The following is an 18484-nucleotide window of genomic DNA, read 5'->3' as shown; positions in this document are numbered from 1 at the left end:
AATGAAGATTAGAACCAAACTTGGAAACTCAATTGAAGATGTAAGAATCCGCGCGATGCGGACCTTTGCGCTGATCGCTTTTGTCTCTTCTTTTGCTGTGTTTTTAGTGTTCTCGCTCCGATTAGTGTGGCAAGAAGAGGCGCAAATTGAGCGTCATTTGAGGTCATTTAAAGGTGTGGCAGAGCAGTTTTATGCAGCATCACCCACCTCTACTTTAAAGCTGTCGGAGTATGTGACTGTCTATTACGGCGAAGAGGGGCTTACAGACCAGTTGAAGCAACTCACTCCCATGAAGTTAGATACTGTCGATAGACACCGTTTTGAGATCCACCTTTCCGAAGATCGAGTGATAGTGCCGGGTGTGATTGTCTACCACTTCGCTTTTGAACATCAGGGGAGCACTATCCCGACCTATATTACGATCAGTTCATTCGAGATGGATCTTTGGGATGATAGCTGGGGCGTTCTGATGGTGATAGCGACACTACTGATGCTGTTTCTGATTATCGTGTTGCGAATCACTCTAAAGCGCGTGTTTGATCAGCTAGCGATGCCGATCACTAATCTTAGTCAACAGCTATTGAGCCATGACCAAGGGTTCTCCGTATCAAAGAATTCGGTCGATGAATTACAGCAGCTCACCGATCACCTTAATAGCTACTCTGAAATGAAAGACCGCTTAGCTAAGCAGGAGCTGATGTTTGCCAAGTATGCCAGTCATGAGCTTAAAACGCCCATCGCGATCGTACTAGGTGCAGCAGAACTGCAGGCGATGAAGCCGAATGACATCGAATTTCAAGTCAAACAGCGTGAACGCATATTAAGTGCTGCCAATGGTATGAGTGCAACTGTTGAGGTGCTGTTGAATATTGTGAAGCAGGAAAATGCCTCAATGGATTCAACACTGACTCCAGTCACTCAAGCGAATATCGACTTGTCAAAGTATCAAACAATGTTGCCAGAAACAGTAACATTGAACTTTGATGTTGCACCGAATACTCAGCTCAACATGCCGCTGCCAATTATCAATATGGTGCTCAAGAACTACATTGAAAATGCGATTCGATTTACTCAGCAGGGCAGTATTGATGTGACGATCAGTTCGAATGAAATTTCTGTGTCGGATACAGGCATAGGTTTGCAGGACAACGCCAAAGTAGAGCACGGATTGGGGTTGGTGATCGTCAATCGAATTGGTGAAAGTTACGGTTGGACGTCAAGCCTTGTTAACCACTGCGATTCATCTGAATCGGCTCAATCAACTGGTTGCAAAGCCACTTTTACAAAGAAAATCAAACAGCCTGAATAAAAAATGCCAGTCGGGATATGACTGGCATTTAGATAGTTTACAGCGCTGGTTTGGAAGCTTGCGTGCAAGAGTTCTTAGAACAAGAAGCTGATGTTTAAGCCGAAACCGCCACTGTCTACAGTGTAGTCAACGCCTTTCACTTCGTAATCAATGTGCGTGTAACGGGCGCCCAATGCCAGACGGTTGTCTTTACCCACGTGAAATTGATATTCATATTGAGCGATAAAGCCAAGGCTGTCTTCAAATTCAATAGTGTAATTACACGAATTGGTAATATCACATTTGTATTCCACACCTGTGTGGTAAGTAAGACCTAGACCTAGGTTGTGATTATCGATGTTGTACAGTCCAAGAAGCTCGAACGGGACACGCTCAAATGTCACTTCACCGTTTGAGCCATCGACAGATGTACCTTTGTAGCCAACCGTTGCGCGAGCACGCCAAGCATCAGTCACAGGTACGTCGATGCCACCGTAAAATAGTAGGCCTTCGTTAGACTCAACTTTGTCTGAATCGCCATTTGTGTACTGTACGGTACTCATTGTCTCGCCGCCAAAGTCGTAGCCTGCGCCAAGTACGAAGTCGAAAGGTGCTGCGTGAGCCTGAGATGCCAAAGCCATTAAGATTAAGCCAGAAGAAATTTGACGTGTGTGTTTATATAGATTCGTCATTTCGTTACCACTTGATTTATAAGTATATAATTATGATTTCAATTGTTATGAAACTATTCTTAATTCGAATAGGTGGCGGAAGATATCACTTCGCTTTGAATTTATAAAACTTGCATTTATAGATAGATTTAATAATGCAACATGGCGCACAAAACAAACATTATTCAGCCAATGATTTGTTTCAAAATCATTCGTATTGATAAATAACCTATTAATAAATAAGGAGTTTGCGATTGGGAGTCACAAATGAAAGCAGATGGTTCTAGCAGAAAGAAAATGGTACAAAAAAGCCCACACCTCGTGTTTATAAGGTGTGGGCTTATTTGATTCTTGATTACTGTTTTAGGTAAGCAGCGTGAAACTCGATGTGCTCATCAATGAAGCTCGAGATAAAGTAATAGCTGTGGTCGTAACCTGGCTGCATGCGCAGAACTAAATCCGAGTTTGTTGCTTTCGCTGCTTCAATGAGCTGCTCTGGTTTTAGCTGCTCAACCAAGAAGTTATCGGCTTCGCCTTGATCAACCAACATAGGTAAAACTGTGCCCTTGGTTTTGAGAAGCTCAGATGCATCGTATTGTCGCCACTCTTCAATATCTAACCCTAAGTACTGGCTAAATGCCTTTTGTCCCCAAGGGCATTGCATTGGGTTGCTAATCGGGCTAAATGCAGAGATAGAGCGGTAGTTCTCTTGGTTTTTAATGCCAATGGTTAAGGCTCCATGACCACCCATGCTGTGACCCGAGATAGACTTAGCGGTCGTCACAGGGAAGAAAGACTCGATAAGCGCTGGAAGCTCAGTCACCACATAATCGTACATGTGGTAGTGTGCGTCCCACGGTGCATTAGTTGCATTCAGGTAAAAACCCGCACCTTGACCCATGTCGTACGCTTCGTCATCAGCAACGCCTTCGCCACGAGGGCTAGTATCAGGAGCTACTATCGCAATTCCTTGTTCTGCTGCAGCTTTAAATGCGCCCGCTTTCTGCATGAAATTTTCGTCAGTACAAGTTAGGCCTGATAGCCAGTATAGAACAGGCACTGGGTTCTCTTTGCTTGCGTTTGGCGGTAGGAAAATAGCGAAACGCATATTGCAGTTTAGCGTCGCCGAGAAATGTGTGTATTGCTTGTGCCAACCACCAGCAACCTTGGCTTGGCTAATATTTTCGATAGTCATTAAATTGTGCTCCGTTCGGTTGTTGGTCTGGAGAATCATTAAGATAAAGTAAAATTTTGCTCTTTGTTAAAGGACGTCTTGATTCGCGAATTAAGCTCATAAATCGACTCTTAACAAAGGTAATTCACCACTTCCCGGGCGAAAAGTGGTGAAGGCAATGTGTTGGCTCTCAAGCGAGAGCCAAGCTAGGTATTATCTATCCATGTGTAGAACAGTACGGATAGACTCACCTTTGTGCATTAGGTCGAATGCGTCGTTTACTTCGTCAAGGCTCATTGTGTGAGTGATGAACTCTTGAAGACCAAACTCACCCGCCATGTAACGGTTTACGATTTCTGGAAGCTCAGAGCGGCCTTTAACGCCACCGAAAGCAGAACCACGCCATACACGACCTGTTACTAGTTGGAATGGACGAGTAGAGATCTCTTGGCCTGCACCAGCAACACCGATGATTACAGATTCGCCCCAACCTTTGTGACAACACTCAAGTGCTTGACGCATTACGTTTACGTTACCGATACACTCGAATGAGTACTCAACACCACCGTCTGTCATCTCAACGATAACGTCTTGAATTGGCTTGTCAAAGTTCATTGGGTTGATGCAGTCAGTCGCGCCAAGCTGTTTTGCTAGCTCGAATTTGCTCTCGTTGATATCAACACCGATGATGCGGTCAGCACCAGCCATGCGAGCACCAATGATTGCAGAAAGACCGATACCGCCTAGGCCGAATACAGCAACGTTGTCGCCTTTTTCAACTTTCGCAGTGTTCAGTACCGCACCCATACCTGTTGTTACACCACAACCTAGAAGACAAACTTCTTCAAGTGGCGCTTCTTTGTTTACTTTCGCTAGTGAGATTTCAGGAAGAACCGTGTACTCAGAGAAAGTAGAACAACCCATGTAGTGGTAGATAGTCTCACCGTTGATAGAGAAACGGCTTGTACCATCTGGCATTAGACCTTTACCTTGAGTTTCACGAACAGCTTGGCAAAGGTTGGTTTTACCAGACTTACAGAACTTACACTCGCCACATTCTGCTGTGTAAAGTGGGATAACGTGGTCACCAACTTCAACGCTTGTTACGCCTTCGCCAACCATTTCAACGATACCGCCACCTTCGTGACCAAGGATAGAAGGGAAGATACCTTCTGGATCGTCACCTGATAGTGTGAATGCGTCAGTGTGACAAACACCAGTAGCAACGATACGAACAAGAACTTCGCCTGCCTTTGGCAGTTCAACATCAACAGTTTCGCGCTTTAGAGGCTCACCTGCTTTCCAAGCGACCATAGCTTTAGATTGAATATGAGTTTGACCAGGTTTGATTTCGATAGTCATTGGATGCTTCCTATTTATGTCATTACAACGGACTTTTTGATTCTCAATATGCTCAACGTATTAAGCGTAGTTGAGCATGTTTGTTTCCGCTCTCTCGTTTTGTTGAGCCTAGTATAGGTGTGGCCCCTTGTTTTGATAATCCCTCTAAATTGAAAATGATTATTACAAATAAGTAATAATAAAGAGTGGGTGACTCTACTGATTCGCATGTTTGTATTTATTGTAACTGCAAAAATTTACTTATGTTACAGCACCTTACCAACATTGGCTTCGAAGGTTGGTACTCTACTTCTTGAAATTAATACCTATGCTGGTGGCTTTGTTTCCGCAGCAGTTTTTAGAATATTTGAGGTAACTATGAAGAAGAGTCTATTGGGTTTGATGTTGTTGGCTGCATCGGGAGCAGCAGTGGCTAATGATGGCTTCTATATTGGCGCGGCATACTCTCAGTTGAGCTACGGCACAGTGGTTTTTTCTGAGCAAACAGATAGCGATAATGGTTTCGCAGCGAACTTAGGCTATGACTTCGCCTTTGGTCGAGTTTTTACCTTGGGTGCGGAAGTTGAATACAAAGATTTAGGCGGTGTGGTTGAAAAAGGCAGTATGGGCAACTCAACGGTTGAGGCAGACCTATCGGCTTCATCAATTGGCGTCAACGTATTACCTAAATTCTACATCGGTGATCGTTTTTATCTTCTTGGTAAGTTGGGTATGCACAGTGTGGATTACTCAATGAAAGTAACAACAATGGGCAAAACCACGCCAGTCGACAAATCTGCAACCGAAGTGAGCTTTGGTGGTGGCCTTGGTTATCACTTTGGTAACTTCACCGCACAAACAACTTACGAAGCGATGACTGTGGATACGACAAGCCTAGGTGCAATCAACATCGGCATGCAGTATCACTTCTAAGTGGTTATTAGAATAACGCGAGACATTTTGTGTCTCGCGATTTTCAGCGCAACTCAACTCGCATCAAGACTGGGATAATATCGCTATCTAGGGCGCGTTACTAAGAGAGTAAGCTTGTTTGGTTCTTGAAAATACTCGAAGGCCCACGACTGCGTGCCATCATAAGATTTCCTTCGGCTTCGTACCAAACGTGTTCGATGGTGTTGAATTTGCTGAGCTCCGCGATACCAGCACTCAGTGTCAATTTTACTTTTTGGTCGTTAACGGAAAACAAGGTGGAAGAAATAGTCTGCTGAATATCGTTAACCAGTTGATACTCATTGACCGAACTTTCACGAAAGCTATCGCCTTTGACGAGCACAACAAAACGCCCTTCGCCTAAATAGTAAAGGTAGTCCTGGTTGATAATGGTGTAGGCTCGTTGCACTACCTCCTTGATGAGCCTATCTGAATAGGCGTACCCATACTTGCTGCTCACCTTCTTTAGATTATCGATATCAAACATGATGAACGCGTTGTAGTTAGCGAAATCATTGTTCAATGTTTGCAATAGTGAGTTGCGACTGAGTGCTCCAGTAAGCAGATCGTGGCTACCCAAGTAGCGAGCATATAAATTAGAGCCCTCACGTTCTTTCTCGTACTTACGACTTACCGCTGTCACAACCAAGTAAACACACAGGAAGTTCACAACAGATAAAATGTATTCGTGCTTATTGTAAAGCGCGATTTCATGCAAAAGTATCGACAGTTGAACGAATAGCAGCGCGATGGAATAGGTCAGTGAGTTTCTGCTGCCCAAAAGCAAATAAAAAAGAAGTGGCACACTACACGACCAGATATAGATTCCCTCTTCGATAGGCTTATCGTATTCAGCAAAGCAGATAGCAGCAGCGATGAAAAACACATGGATATGCGCATGTAGGGGGAGCTTTTTGTGGTCTTTTATTTGATAGAGTGTGTAAGCGCCTAAGAAGATGTAACACACCTCAATGATCGAGAGCGTATAAGACTTGTTGGGAAACACAAAACTATTACCTATCGACATCGGAACAGCCATGAGCATTAGGGTTACGCATAGTGCGCTCAACACCTGTTTACGCATGGTTTCGTTGGAATCAATCATTAGATCTCTCTGGAGAAGATGGCAAGATTTGAGATGATTGAATTGTATCTTAGTCAGTATTTTTGGTCGTAGCATGTTTTGTAATGGTGTGTATGCAAGGCTGATTATCACAGCCTTTGCTTAACTATTTACATTGTAAACTGAATGCCGAAGTTAAACGTGGTTTCAGAATGCGTTCGTTTCGCTGTCTCGACTCCGGCGACTAGACCGAACACGCTACCGAATTGGAAGACATTGTTCATTTTGAATGCGTCTTTACTTACATCTAGGAAATCATGCTGGTAAGAAAGATCAATTAACCAGTGTTTAGCCGCTTGAAAGCGAGCCCCTGAACGACAGTAAGCCGCTTGTTCACTGAAAGAGTCACTGTAATTACTGTCTGCGCGGTAGTTCACGACACCACATGAAGTTGGAATCGAAAGTCGCTCATTCAGCACGGCATTGTAACCCGCGCCTAGCTTCCATGAGTCGACTTCTGAGCTAACCCGGGTAACAAAGTCTGCTTCACCTTCAAGATAAATTGACTCCGTTAATGACAGTCCTGCATTTAGGTAGAGGCCGCCAAGTGACTTGTCTTCGTCGTTAGAGTATTTGTCATCTAAATAGTCAGCAAGGGCGCCGCTCTCGAACGTAGAGTGTTTATAGCCGAATCCAATGTACGTTAATTCTTGGACAATATTGCTACTGGCGAAGCTAGGTGTTATTAACCCAGCGGAGAGAAAACAAATAATTAGATTACGCATTATATTAGCCTTGAAATATAGAATATCAGCTAAATACTAAATGGATTTTATATTCCAATCGACAAATGTGATGTAAGTTTTGTAATGGTTTTCCTTCCTGATTTGTCTTAATTAATTAATTCATTCAATTACTCGACTTACCTTTGCTTACGTTATTGACAGCTCGTTACTGTAGGATTACTCAATAGTAAACAAAATCAATCAGTTGGTGTTTTGTCACGAACTGCCTTTTATCGTAGTTATTCTTTCGGAGTCTATCAGTGAATAAACACAAGATGATCGCTCCAATAGCGATGCTGTTAGAACTGGGCTTTACGATGTTAGCTGTCTTTTTATTCTTCGACGGATCTATGGCGTTGCCTGTTTTGTCATGTATCAGCGCATGTGGGTGTTTGTGGTATCTAAAAGCGTACAAAAAGCAGCATGGTTATCGCTATAAAACAGATATCGATATTGGTGATGATGCGGAAGTATAGAGGGATAAGTCGTGATAACTAACCATCCAACGGAGAGCTTTATATCCGTTCATCAGAGAGTGCTGCAACTGATTAAGAGAGACTGCAATGGTATCTACTATGCGGAACTAGGAGAGCTGAGGTTTGATAGTGTATTTCAGCCTATTGTCGACTCTGAACGTGAAATATACGCTTTCGAAGCGCTTGTCAGGATAAAAAATACCGCAGAAGAGGTGATGATCAACCCTGGTGAATACTTTAACTTACTGATAAATAATACAGAGGAGCTGCTTTTTACTACAACACTCTGTTCTATGATTCACATCAGGAACTTTTCGCAGTCCGGTTTTCGTACTAAGAAAATTTTCTTGAACACGCCTCCTATTGTTTTTGAGAGTTTGTCTAATTGCAGAGATGCGATCGATCTCCTTTTACGCGCTCTACAGTCTATTGGTATTCAAACTGAACAAGTTGTCTATGAAATTATGGAGTTCGAAGGCGTCGATTTGACGGCGACACTGTCTGGAAAAGAGAACTTGAGGCGAAATGGAATATTGATAGCCATTGATGACTACGGGTGCGAATTTGCTACGGCTGAACGGGTGATATCTGTTGAACCTGATTATTTGAAAGTCGACAGAAGCATTGTTCAACAAGTCGAGTCAGATGATGTTGAGGCTCTGCTAACCGCATTAAAGCTTGGGAAAGGCGCAAATGCTAAGGTGATTGCTGAAGGAGTCGAAACGGAAAAAACATTTGAATGTTGTAAGTCTCTTGGGATTGAATTATTCCAAGGCTACTATTTTGAACCTCCCCGAATGCTTAAGCCCAATAATATATAAGGCATATTACTTATTGTGTAAATTTATTTTAACTTGTTAATAGCCTTTAAATTAATAGGTTATAACAGTTTTGTAAGTTATGTATTTACACCGTACTTTCTATGTCACTTTCCATTACAATCGCTGCGTATATTTTTATCAGTAAGCTTTATTTGTTTAGGTGAGATTTTGAGTAAAGGTAAGATTCTGATCGTTGAGGATGATTTGGAGATTTGTCGCTTGGTCCAGATGTATCTCGAAGCTGACGATTACCAAGTAAGTACAATCAACGACGGCGCCGAAGCGTTACAAGCTATTCAAGACATTGATCCCGACCTGATTTTATTAGACTTGATGCTTCCAGGGTTAAGTGGAGCTGATATTTGCGTCAAAGCTAAACAGTTCTTCAAAGGAATGATCATGGTGCTTACCGCTTCTGAAGAAGAGATGAGCGAAGTGAGCTTACTGAGGTTTGGCGCCGATGATTACATGACCAAGCCAGTAAGAGGTCATGTATTGCTAGCTAGAATTGAAGCATTACTAAGAAGAAAAGAGGGGCGAGTTCTAAGAGCTTTAAAACCAGAGTATGTCTCTCATAACACCCCTTCAAATACCTTTCATATTGATGAGATTAACAAAACTGTAAATTGCCAAGGGCATAACCTTCAATTGACTGCTGCCCAGTTTGAAATTTTTCAAATCCTGATGGAAAACAAAGGAAAAATCGTCAGTCGAGAACAGTGTTGTCAGCTATTTAGAGGCGTCGAGTATGGATTTAATGACCGCTCAATCGATATGCGCATATCCGGTCTACGTAAGAAGTTAGCGCATGCACAGTGTGCAGGCACCATGATTCGAACCATTCGCAACAAAGGGTATATGCTTGTTGATTCGTGAACGATTTTCTAGCATGTTTTTCCGACTGTATATAGGTATTGCGATATCCATCGTCTTGATTGTTGGTTTTACATTCAGTGTCGGAGAAAACTATCTCTACAAAACTAACGCCGAAGCTTTCCTGCGTGATGCGCACTTGTATCTTGAGAAGTACAGCTTTACCTCTCAGAGTGCCACTGGCCTTTATAATGATCTTCAACAACAGAGAAAAATCCACTCTTATACCGTTGAGTTAGAGCTATTGTCTCAATGGGATGGTTCGCCGCCTTGTAAAGATTGTACAGAGGTTTCGAGGATTGATGGCTCCCCGATATACGAGAGCGAACAGTATTATACATCTGTGATGACTATTCCCGGCAGTGGTGAGCACTTGGTCTTCTCAAAAGACAAAAGCTATTTCGCCTATACCACGCCGTGGTTTCAAACTACCTCCGTCCTATTTTTGTTGTCGTTGGTGTGCGGGATCATTCCTATCTTTATCTTTGCAATCTACCTCCCAACCCGTCAGCTTCAGCATCAATCTCAAGAGTTTTTGGCGACTCAAACCCTGTTCGGTGATGGAAACTTTTCAAAGCGCGCTGATTCTGATGTACCCAATCCTGTAGGGAGTGTGGCCAAGAACTTTAATAGAATGGCAGATGAAATTGAGAGCCGATTGGTACAAAGCCAAGTGTTTGCTCAAGCCATTCCCCATGAGGTGAGAACCCCTTTAAGCCGGATCCAGTTGGTGAGCGACCTCATCCGGATGAAGAATCCTTCGATTGATCCCAAGCTGCTCGATGATATTGATATGTATATTGAAGATATTAATACTCTGACTGAAGACATCATCAAATTGTCGCGACTTACTTCTAAAGAGTCCTCTTTCTATGAAGCGCGAAAAACAGAGCTCGAACTGGTGAGTTTCGTCGGTACGAGGTTAAACGCATTGCCTCACGGGATTGTCGCCGTCGAATGTGATTTTGTCGATGAAGCTGTCATCATATGTGATCACACCATGGCTCGTTTGGTGGTTGATAATCTCATCAAAAATGCCCTGAAGTACGCCCATAGTAAGGTACTGGTAAGCATTCAAAAGCAAGGCTGTGAGATTCGAATGTCGGTAGAAGATGATGGCCCAGGGATACCGCCAGAGAGGCGGGATGAGATTTTCGTTCCTTTTTCTCGATTAGATAAAAGCCGCACGTCTCAAACAGGAGGTTTTGGGCTAGGTCTCGCAATTACAGATGCTGCTGCTAAGCGTTCTGGCTGGCATATTGAGGTAGGTGAGAGCCGCTTTTCGGGCGCCCAGTTTACGTTCTTGATTCCGTGTCGTAACGAGCGAAGTGACGTTCCACAAGTACCGGCGCCTACCGGTTGTTAGCCTAAGTTACGACTAGTGACAAAATCTAACTAGATTGGTTAATTTAGCTAAGTAAAGACAACATCAAAACGACATATAATGTGGGTAGCCTTGCCCGCATTTACTTTCCATTGTTGTATGTATGGAGCCTTATATGTTGTTGCCACTTCCCCCTGCGATTATGTTGTCGCTTGCGATTATCCTTGAAGTCATCGCTACCTCGCTTCTTCCGAAAACCAATCAATTCACCTCAATACCTACGTCAATCGCTGTGCTAGTTGGTTACGGCTGCGCTTTCTATCTTCTATCACTCACGGTACAAACCATGTCACTTGGCGTCGCATACGCAATTTGGTGTGGCGCAGGCATCGTGCTCGTCGCAGCCCTGTCTTGGCTGGTTTACGGACAAAAGCTCGATATCTACGCAGTCATCGGTATCGCCTTAATCCTGGCTGGCGTAGTGATCATCAACCTGTTTTCTAGCTCGGTGAGTCATTAGTCCATTTTGATGCTGTGATTGACGATTGCATATCTTTGGTACCGCAGTATTAAATCTATCTAGTCAAAAACCGACACAAATGAGTTCACACTCTGCTGAATGTTTTCTGCGAACAATTTAGCTAACTCAGACATCGGTTTGTGTGCTGGCGTGAGAATAGCATGATCGAATGTCACGACAGGGGAGAAAGGGCGAAAGACAACTTTCCCTTGATCACCTTTATAGAGCTTATAACTAGCGGCACTTATTGGATCACAGATACAAGCACATAACTGTTGTTCAACAAACTCAAAGCCAGAAATGTAGTTTTGCAGCTCGAACCTAGGGCGATAGGCGGCATTATGCTCTTCAAACAATGCGCGTAAGTGCTCACTTGCAGCGTGACGGGTAAAAAGAGTCGCAAGTGGGAAGTCGTCTAGGTCGTTCGGGGTAATTGTCTCTTTCTTGGCAAGAGGGTGGTCAACATGTAAAGCACACACTCCTTGTAAGTGAATCGGTTCTACATGGAATGAGTCTCTGTCTTTGGGAAGCTCTGAGTAGCCGATATCGTATTGTTGGGAAGCAATCCAATCTTGAACCATGGTTGAACTACGCATCATCATGGATACCTCCACCTCAGGCCTGTCTTTCACAAACTCCGCAATAACGTGAGGCATAAAGAATAATGCGGCGGCTGGCATGCAGGCGATCCTCAATTTACCTCGCGTTAGGTTTTTCACTTCTGCCATTAACTGAGTCGCACGTGAAAGTCGCTCTAGAATCGCATCGCTCTCTTCAAGTAAAAAATACGCCTCTGGATTCGGCACTAGTCGACCTTTATGTCGTTCGAATAATGCAAAGCCAAGCTCTTTCTCTAATCCGACCAGCATTGCGCTGATCGCCGGCTGTGTTCGGCACAACGTTTTAGCCGCTAAGGTCACGGATCCAGAGCGCATCACGGTGCGAAAGGTTTCTAGCTGTTTTATAGAAAGGTTATTCATACGAGCCTATAAGAAAAAGTTATCAGATTAGAGAAATTTTAAATTTGTTTTTATTGCTTGTCATCATTAAATTAACGAGGTGTTTACAAATAAAACAATAAGGAAATAACAACGTGGAGCAAAAGTTTAGATATCTACTCACTTTCCTGATTGCATCTGTGGCATTGATGCAGTTTGTTCAGGTAGTGACACGATATGTCTTTGAAGTCCCAATTATGGGGCTTGAAGAGTCGATGGTTATTCCGACCTTATGGCTCTACATGCTTGGTGCGGTGAATGCGTCTAGGGAAGATACGCAAATCCGTGCAAATGTACTGGAAATATTTATCAAGACAGAGCGAGGTCATCAAATATTAGCCCTTATCAGTGAAACGATCAGCTTGGTGATTTCGAGTTGGTTGACCTACTGGGCTTGGGACTACGTCAAGTATGCGTGGCGGGTTTGGAAAGAGAGCCCAACGCTTTATATCCCAACTTTTTATCACGAGTGCTCGGTCTTTATCGGCTTACTCCTGATTACCCTCTTTATTGCAATGCATGTGGTCAAGTTGATTCGTCAACTGATGTCTCCTTCCTATCAAGTAAATAAGGTCTAATTATGGTTGAAGTAGCTCTGTTGGCAGTAGCCGTTTTGGTCATACTGCTGACCTTTGGTGTGCCGTTACCGTTCTGTTTTGGTGGTGCGTTAATGGTGATGGTTTTTATCGGCGATATGTCGATGAAAGGCAATATGATGTGGGGAGCGGGCCAGCTGATGAACCCTGTTCTGCTAGCTATTCCGCTATTTGTTCTAGCAGGAACCATCATGAGCAGGAGCGGCATTGCCGCCAGTTTACTCGGATTTGTGAACGTGTTCGTAGGTCATATTCGTGGCGGTCTAGGGATTGTTGCATCCTTCAGTTGTGCAATCATTGGTGCCATTTCTGGTAGTGGGTTAACCGGTGTCGCGGCTATTGGTCCTTTGTTAATCCCTGAGATGGAAAAGCGCGGGTATCCAAGAGCGTATGCGACCGCACTGATTGCAAACTCGTCCATTTTGGGACTGTTGATTCCGCCAAGCGTAACCATGATTGTCTACGGTTGGGTAACGGATACCTCTATTCTCGCCTGTTTCCTAGCAACGCTTGGCCCTGGCTTATTAGTGACCTTTAACTTCGCATTGATCAATATGTATAAAGCGCGCAAGTTTCCATTGATTTTGGATGATAAGCCGTCGATGTCAGAGTTGATTAAGCAAACCTCCAGCAAGACGTTTAATGCCGTACCTGCTTTATTAATGCCGGTAATCATCTTGGGTGGAATCTATGGTGGTGTGATGACGCCAACTGAGGCCGCAGCTGTAGCCGTTATCTATGCTGTTCCAGTGGGTTTTCTTATCTACAAAGGCTTGAGCTGGAAAACACTGCTTATCTCGGGGAAAGAATCAGCGACAGCGGTCGGGTCAATCATGTTCATGATTCTGTTCAGCTTGATCCTTAGCCAGATGTTCGTGGTTGAGGATATTCCTCAGCAACTGGTCGAAGCGATTTTCGGTATCACTGAAAACAAAGTCCTGTTGCTTATTTTTATCAACATTTTGTTGTTCTTAGTGGGAATGGTGGTCAATGACCTGACTGCAATCATTCTTATCGCTCCGCTATTACTACCTCTGATGACCGCTATTGGCATCAGCCCGATTCAGTTTGCAGCAATCATGGGTGTGAATACAGCAATGGGTGGTGTTACTCCACCATACGCGTCGATTCTATACCTAGGTGCACGTATCGGTAACGTTAAATTCTCCGAAGTAGTTGGCCCCGCAATGTCGCTGATACTACTTGGTTATCTACCTGTAGTGATTCTTACCTCTTTCTGGTCAGAACTATCACTCTTCCTCCCTACTGTGTTTGGTTACTAAAAGGAAATTACCAATGACAAAAACAAGTAAGTTTGCTCCTACTAAAGCACTGAAAAAATACACGTTGCTTGCTTCTCTTATCGCAGCTGCAGCGACGGTTATCCCTGCACAAGCGACGACGCTGAAAATCAGCCATGTTCGCCCACAAGGTACTGTCGTTGATAACGATATCAAACAACTCAGCGATGAACTGAAAGCGGCAACGGATGGCGATCTTAAGCTTCGAGTTTATGCAGCAAACGCTTTAGGTGACTACACCTTAGTTCAGGAACGTATCTCTGTTGGTGCGATTGACATGGCACTACAGCCTGCATCGACTTCAACGGATCGTAAAATGCAGATTGGCTTGCTACCTTTCCTTGCCAATAACTGGGAAGAAGCACAAAACATCTACGGTAGCGGAGCACCAGTCAGAACCGCAATGGAAGAGTTATTTGCTAAACAAGACATCACACTACTTGCTGCTTACCCAGTTTATTTTGGTGGTATTTCACTGAATCGTAATGCGGTTGAAGCGGGTAACCCTGATGTGAGTAAAGGCATTAAGCTTCGCGTTCCACCAATCAAGAGCTTCCAGCTACTTGCTGACAATGTAGGTTATATCGGCTCGCCACTACCGTTTTCCGAAGCCTTTACTGCAGTACAAACTGGAGTGGTAGATGGAGTAATTGGTTCTGGAGCTGAAGGTTATTATGCCTCGTTCCGTGACGTAACTAAAACGTACATTCCACTCAATACTCACTTTGAGATCTGGTATCTGATGATTAACTCAGAGCGTTTGGATGACCTTGATGAAAACGAGAAAAACGTCTTGGTATCGGCGGCGGCTGAGTTTGAATCTCGACGCTGGGGAGCGGCGCAAATAGACCAGAAAGCTAACGAGCAAAAGCTAGTTGAAGCCGGCGCGACAATCGTCGAAATGACTCCGGTACAACTTAAACTGACGGCGGATAAGGTTCGTACCACCGTATGGCCTCAAATCATTAATGATATTGGTTCTGACTGGAGCCAACCAATTCTAGACAAAGCGCTTAATTAAACTAAGCGCACCTCCAAGTAGGGGCGTTGTTGCGCCCCTTATTACAAAAGTCTGAAGAGAACGATATGAAACCGGATTACATAATTGTCGGTGGAGGCGTCGTGGGCTGCGCAGTGGCTTACGGACTGCTCAAAGCTGGACACAAGGTAACAGTACTCGATGGTGGAGATGAGGCGCATCGTGCATCACGAGGGAATTTTGGCTTGGTGTGGCTATCGAGTAAAGGTTTAGGTGCCCCTCATTATGCCGCGTGGACACGTCGCTCAGTGAGGCTATGGCGCAAGCTGGCTGATGAGCTTGAAGAGACGACGGGTGAAGAACTCAATCTTGTTCAAAACGGGGGGTACGACTTTCATTTTTGCCAGCAAGAGATGGCTGAGAAAGCCAAGCAGTATGAGGTGCTTCGACAACAACTGGGTACGGATCATCCCTACGAAGTCTGGGATAGAGATCGTCTTATTGCTGAAGAACCAGACATTGGTGAAGAAGTTGTTGGTGCTATTTATGGCCCGGAAGATGGGCATGTGAATCCGTTAAATCTGCTTCGTGCTTACACTAAAGCAATCAATGAGTTAGGGGCAAATGTTGTCACTGGCGTTACTGTGTCAGAGATAAGTAAAAACGACTCACAGCGATTCGACGTCGTACTGCAAGATGGAACGCGTTACAACAGCGCTAAAGTGGTTTTGTCGGCAGGTTTAGGATCGGCGGAACTGGGTCCTAAGCTTGGCTTTGTTGCACCAATTAGCGCACAAAAAGGTCAAGTTCTTATTACCGAAAAGCTGCCACCAAGACTGAAGCGTGCTTCAGGGATCATCAGACAGGTTAATGAAGGCGGTATTCAGATTGGAGACTCTAAGGAGAACGCTGGTTTTGATAATAGCGATACCTTAGACGTGACGGCGGCGATAGCTGAGCGCGCGATTGCGGTTTATCCGTTTTTAGCCCAGACAAAGTTGGTTCGTAGCTGGGGAGCAATTCGCATTATATCTCCCGATGGCTTACCGATATATCAACAGTCGAAAACCAATTCAGGCGCTTATCTCATTAGTTGTCATAGTGGTATTACATTAGCCGCAGCGCACAGTTTTTTGCTCCCAGCTTGGCTAGAAGAAGCAGCGGATGCACCAACTTTGGAGTTATTCAGTGAAGACAGGTTCTAAGTTTCAACGAATGGTTGCGACAGAAAGGTCGCAACAGACGGTGGAGTTTTTTTGGGAAGGCAAGCCATACACAGCCCATGTTGGTGACACCATTGCGGCTGCATTGTTGGCTGCAGGTGTTGACCATACTCGAGAGTCTCCACAGTCGGGAGCCCCCCGCGCCCCGTTTTGCATGATGGGTAGTTGCTTTGAGTGTCGTGTTCAAGTCAATGGTGAGCACAATGTTCAAGCATGTATGAATGTAATAGAAGATGGCATGACTATTTGCCGTCAGACAAGTTAGTGGTGAGTTCATGCAAGACGAAATAAAAAAACAAGTCGATGTATGTGTCATTGGTGCTGGCCCAGCTGGAATGAGCGCGGCAGTGAGGTGCGCAGAAGCAGGTGCCAGTGTGGTTGTGATTGATGAACAGCCGATCCCGGGAGGTCAGATATATCGATCGCAGAAAGAACAAGGGCATCCTAACGGCTCTATCTTTGGGCCCGACTATCAACATGGTGCAAGCATAATCAAGGCGTTTAATCGAGCGCCGCTGACCCATATTACCAGAGCGACACTGTGGCGAGTTGACAGTGAAAACTGCGTCTACTGGAGCCAAAATGGTGTAGCCAATAAAACCGTAGCGAAACAAATCATCATTGCGACTGGGGCAACGGAAAGGCCATTTCCATTTGTCGGTTGGACTTTACCGGGAGCGATGACCGCGGGTGCGTGTCAGATTATGATGAAAACCTCGGGCTTAGTTCCAACCAATGCTGTGCTTGTCGGTACTGGGCCACTCATCTACTTGCTCGCGGCGCAGATGATCGATGCTGGCTCGCCTCCTAAAGCGATTGTTGATACCCAACAATCTAGTAGTTACGTCGAAGCGACTCGCTATGCGGGCGGAGCTTTAAAAGGTCGCAAGGTACTTTTCAAAGGTCTTAAGCTGTTGGCTAAAATTCGCCGTGCTGGAGTTAAACGCTATACCGGTGCCACCGACATAGCCGCTTATGGAGAGCAAGCTGTCGAGCGACTCACTTTCACCGCTCAAGGACAGCCGCACGCCTTAAATACCGATACTTTGCTCTCTCATATTGGCGTTGTTCCTAATGTTCAGCTCACGAGAGCAATGGGGTTAGAGCACGAATGGGATCCGCTACAGATCTGTTGGCGACCAAGTGTTGATCAATACCACCAAAGCTCTCGCCAAGGTGTTTTTGTTGCTGGCGACGGTAGCGGTATTGGTGGAGCAATGGCTGCGCAATACCAAGGTCAGCTTGCTGCAGTTAGTGCTTTAATGTCGCTTGAAAGTGATGGAGAAATGTCACTGACTGAAGAACGAGACAAACTTAGAGCATTGATTCATAAAGAGATTGGAGTGCGACCGTTTTTGGACGCACTGTACACGCCACCTAAGCAGGCACTGACACCAAGCGATCAGACTATCGTTTGTCGTTGTGAGGAAGTCACAGCAGGACAAATTCGTCGTCAGGTAGAGAGAGGCGCGCACGGGATCAATCAAATCAAAACCTATACGCGTTGCGGTATGGGGCCTTGTCAGGGGCGCTATTGCGGTACCACGGTGGCTCATATTATCCAAGAGGAAGCAGGGATTCCTATGGAGAAGGTGGGCTATTACCGCCTGAGAAACCCGATTAAACCACTCAAACTGGGTGAGTTGGCTAGCTTGACCCCAATCGGCGAATCATTCATGTACAAATATAGAAATAAAGGAACACAAAATGACTCACATCCAGCGTAATCACACCAATCAAAGAATGAGCAAAATCGTTGTCCATAATGATACTGTCTATCTTTGTGGTCAGGTCGGTGTGAAAGGCACCAGCGTTGCTGAACAAACCGCAGAGGCGTTATCCCGAGTTGAAAGCCTGCTAATTGAAGCGGGCAGTGATAAAGATCATGTGTTACAAACCACGGTTTGGTTGGCAGACATGCAGGACTTTGCGGAAATGAACCATGTCTGGGACGAGTGGTTTAAACCTGGTTTTGCTCCTGCGAGAGCGTGTGGTGAAGCCAAGTTGGCAAGCCCTGAACTAAAAGTAGAGCTATTAGTTACAGCTGCTGTAAAACAGACTAACTAAAGATACCTATGTGATAGTACATCGCTCTAAAGG

General features: G+C 44.7%; 20 protein-coding genes. 14 read left to right on the top strand and 6 right to left on the bottom strand.

Going from position 1 to position 18484, the window contains the following annotated elements; translation table 11 throughout:
- Nucleotides 1-55 precede the first annotated feature (55 nt).
- Nucleotides 56-1309 (top strand): HAMP domain-containing sensor histidine kinase, encoded by a 1254-nt coding sequence (locus tag KI743_RS04295; protein ID WP_285465414.1) that lies wholly within the window; start codon nt 56-58, stop codon nt 1307-1309.
- 74 nt (nt 1310-1383) lie between these two features.
- Here KI743_RS04295 and KI743_RS04290 read toward each other — a convergent pair whose 3' ends face one another.
- The 3 genes from KI743_RS04290 to KI743_RS04280 all read right to left on the bottom strand — a co-directional run bounded on the left by KI743_RS04290 (nt 1384) and on the right by KI743_RS04280 (nt 4495).
- The gene (locus tag KI743_RS04290; protein ID WP_285465260.1) at nt 1384-1980 is read right to left on the bottom strand and encodes an outer membrane beta-barrel protein; all 597 of its coding nucleotides are present in this window, start codon (nt 1978-1980) and stop codon (nt 1384-1386) included.
- A 334-nt stretch (nt 1981-2314) separates the two neighbouring features.
- Nucleotides 2315-3154, bottom strand: coding sequence for an S-formylglutathione hydrolase (fghA, locus tag KI743_RS04285; protein ID WP_285465259.1), 840 nt, complete (start codon nt 3152-3154; stop codon nt 2315-2317).
- A gap of 192 nt (nt 3155-3346) precedes the next feature.
- Nucleotides 3347-4495: an S-(hydroxymethyl)glutathione dehydrogenase/class III alcohol dehydrogenase gene (locus KI743_RS04280; protein ID WP_255232397.1), complete on the bottom strand. Its 1149-nt coding sequence runs from the start codon at nt 4493-4495 to the stop codon at nt 3347-3349.
- Between the two features lie 357 nt (nt 4496-4852).
- On the opposite strand from KI743_RS04280, the gene KI743_RS04275 reads away from it, so the two are divergent.
- Nucleotides 4853-5407: an outer membrane beta-barrel protein gene (locus KI743_RS04275; RefSeq protein ID WP_285465253.1), complete on the top strand. Its 555-nt coding sequence runs from the start codon at nt 4853-4855 to the stop codon at nt 5405-5407.
- Nucleotides 5408-5507: 100 nt separating this feature from the next.
- Here KI743_RS04275 and KI743_RS04270 read toward each other — a convergent pair whose 3' ends face one another.
- The gene (locus KI743_RS04270) at nt 5508-6530 is read right to left on the bottom strand and encodes a GGDEF domain-containing protein (RefSeq protein WP_285465251.1); all 1023 of its coding nucleotides are present in this window, start codon (nt 6528-6530) and stop codon (nt 5508-5510) included.
- A gap of 128 nt (nt 6531-6658) precedes the next feature.
- A complete protein-coding gene (locus KI743_RS04265) occupies nt 6659-7273 on the bottom strand; it encodes a hypothetical protein (RefSeq protein ID WP_150897071.1) in 615 nt (204 codons plus the stop codon).
- A gap of 260 nt (nt 7274-7533) precedes the next feature.
- Here KI743_RS04265 and KI743_RS04260 point away from each other — a divergent pair, with 260 nt between their 5' ends.
- From KI743_RS04260 to KI743_RS04240, 5 genes are all read left to right on the top strand, one after another.
- A complete protein-coding gene (locus KI743_RS04260; protein ID WP_285465247.1) occupies nt 7534-7749 on the top strand; it encodes a hypothetical protein in 216 nt (71 codons plus the stop codon).
- 11 nt (nt 7750-7760) lie between these two features.
- Entirely contained in the window at nt 7761-8570 is an 810-nt protein-coding gene (locus KI743_RS04255) for an EAL domain-containing protein (RefSeq protein WP_285465246.1), read from the top strand.
- A 168-nt stretch (nt 8571-8738) separates the two neighbouring features.
- A complete protein-coding gene (locus tag KI743_RS04250; RefSeq protein ID WP_152470159.1) occupies nt 8739-9446 on the top strand; it encodes a response regulator transcription factor in 708 nt (235 codons plus the stop codon).
- 13 nt (nt 9447-9459) lie between these two features.
- A complete protein-coding gene (locus KI743_RS04245) occupies nt 9460-10809 on the top strand; it encodes an ATP-binding protein (RefSeq protein WP_285465244.1) in 1350 nt (449 codons plus the stop codon).
- Nucleotides 10810-10942: 133 nt separating this feature from the next.
- A complete protein-coding gene (locus tag KI743_RS04240; RefSeq protein WP_285465243.1) occupies nt 10943-11287 on the top strand; it encodes a multidrug efflux SMR transporter in 345 nt (114 codons plus the stop codon).
- Nucleotides 11288-11346: 59 nt separating this feature from the next.
- Here KI743_RS04240 and KI743_RS04235 read toward each other — a convergent pair whose 3' ends face one another.
- Nucleotides 11347-12267, bottom strand: coding sequence for a LysR substrate-binding domain-containing protein (locus KI743_RS04235; RefSeq protein ID WP_285465242.1), 921 nt, complete (start codon nt 12265-12267; stop codon nt 11347-11349).
- 113 nt (nt 12268-12380) lie between these two features.
- On the opposite strand from KI743_RS04235, the gene KI743_RS04230 reads away from it, so the two are divergent.
- From KI743_RS04230 to KI743_RS04200, 7 genes are all read left to right on the top strand, one after another.
- A complete protein-coding gene (locus KI743_RS04230; protein ID WP_008079941.1) occupies nt 12381-12863 on the top strand; it encodes a TRAP transporter small permease in 483 nt (160 codons plus the stop codon).
- 2 nt (nt 12864-12865) lie between these two features.
- Nucleotides 12866-14164 (top strand): TRAP transporter large permease, encoded by a 1299-nt coding sequence (locus tag KI743_RS04225; protein WP_032553484.1) that lies wholly within the window; start codon nt 12866-12868, stop codon nt 14162-14164.
- 13 nt (nt 14165-14177) lie between these two features.
- Nucleotides 14178-15203: a TRAP transporter substrate-binding protein DctP gene (gene dctP / locus KI743_RS04220; RefSeq protein ID WP_285465240.1), complete on the top strand. Its 1026-nt coding sequence runs from the start codon at nt 14178-14180 to the stop codon at nt 15201-15203.
- 65 nt (nt 15204-15268) lie between these two features.
- A complete protein-coding gene (locus tag KI743_RS04215) occupies nt 15269-16366 on the top strand; it encodes an FAD-binding oxidoreductase (protein WP_285465238.1) in 1098 nt (365 codons plus the stop codon).
- On the top strand, nt 16350-16649 hold the full coding sequence (locus tag KI743_RS04210; protein WP_140273398.1) for a (2Fe-2S)-binding protein: 300 nt from the start codon (nt 16350-16352) through the stop codon (nt 16647-16649). The genes KI743_RS04215 and KI743_RS04210 overlap by 17 nt, the downstream gene beginning before the upstream one ends.
- A 10-nt stretch (nt 16650-16659) precedes the next feature.
- Nucleotides 16660-18111, top strand: a complete 1452-nt coding sequence (locus KI743_RS04205; protein ID WP_285465234.1) for an NAD(P)/FAD-dependent oxidoreductase — start codon at nt 16660-16662, stop codon at nt 18109-18111.
- Nucleotides 18092-18451, top strand: a complete 360-nt coding sequence (locus tag KI743_RS04200) for a RidA family protein (RefSeq protein ID WP_285465233.1) — start codon at nt 18092-18094, stop codon at nt 18449-18451. The genes KI743_RS04205 and KI743_RS04200 overlap by 20 nt, the downstream gene beginning before the upstream one ends.
- The last annotated feature ends 33 nt before the right edge of the window (nt 18452-18484 follow it).

It is taken from the genome of Vibrio sp. D420a (assembly GCF_030248625.1).
GTDB lineage: Bacteria > Pseudomonadota > Gammaproteobacteria > Enterobacterales > Vibrionaceae > Vibrio > Vibrio fortis_A.
The sequence above is the reverse complement of the archived record's forward strand: the minus strand, read 5'-3'. Positions and strand labels throughout refer to the sequence as shown.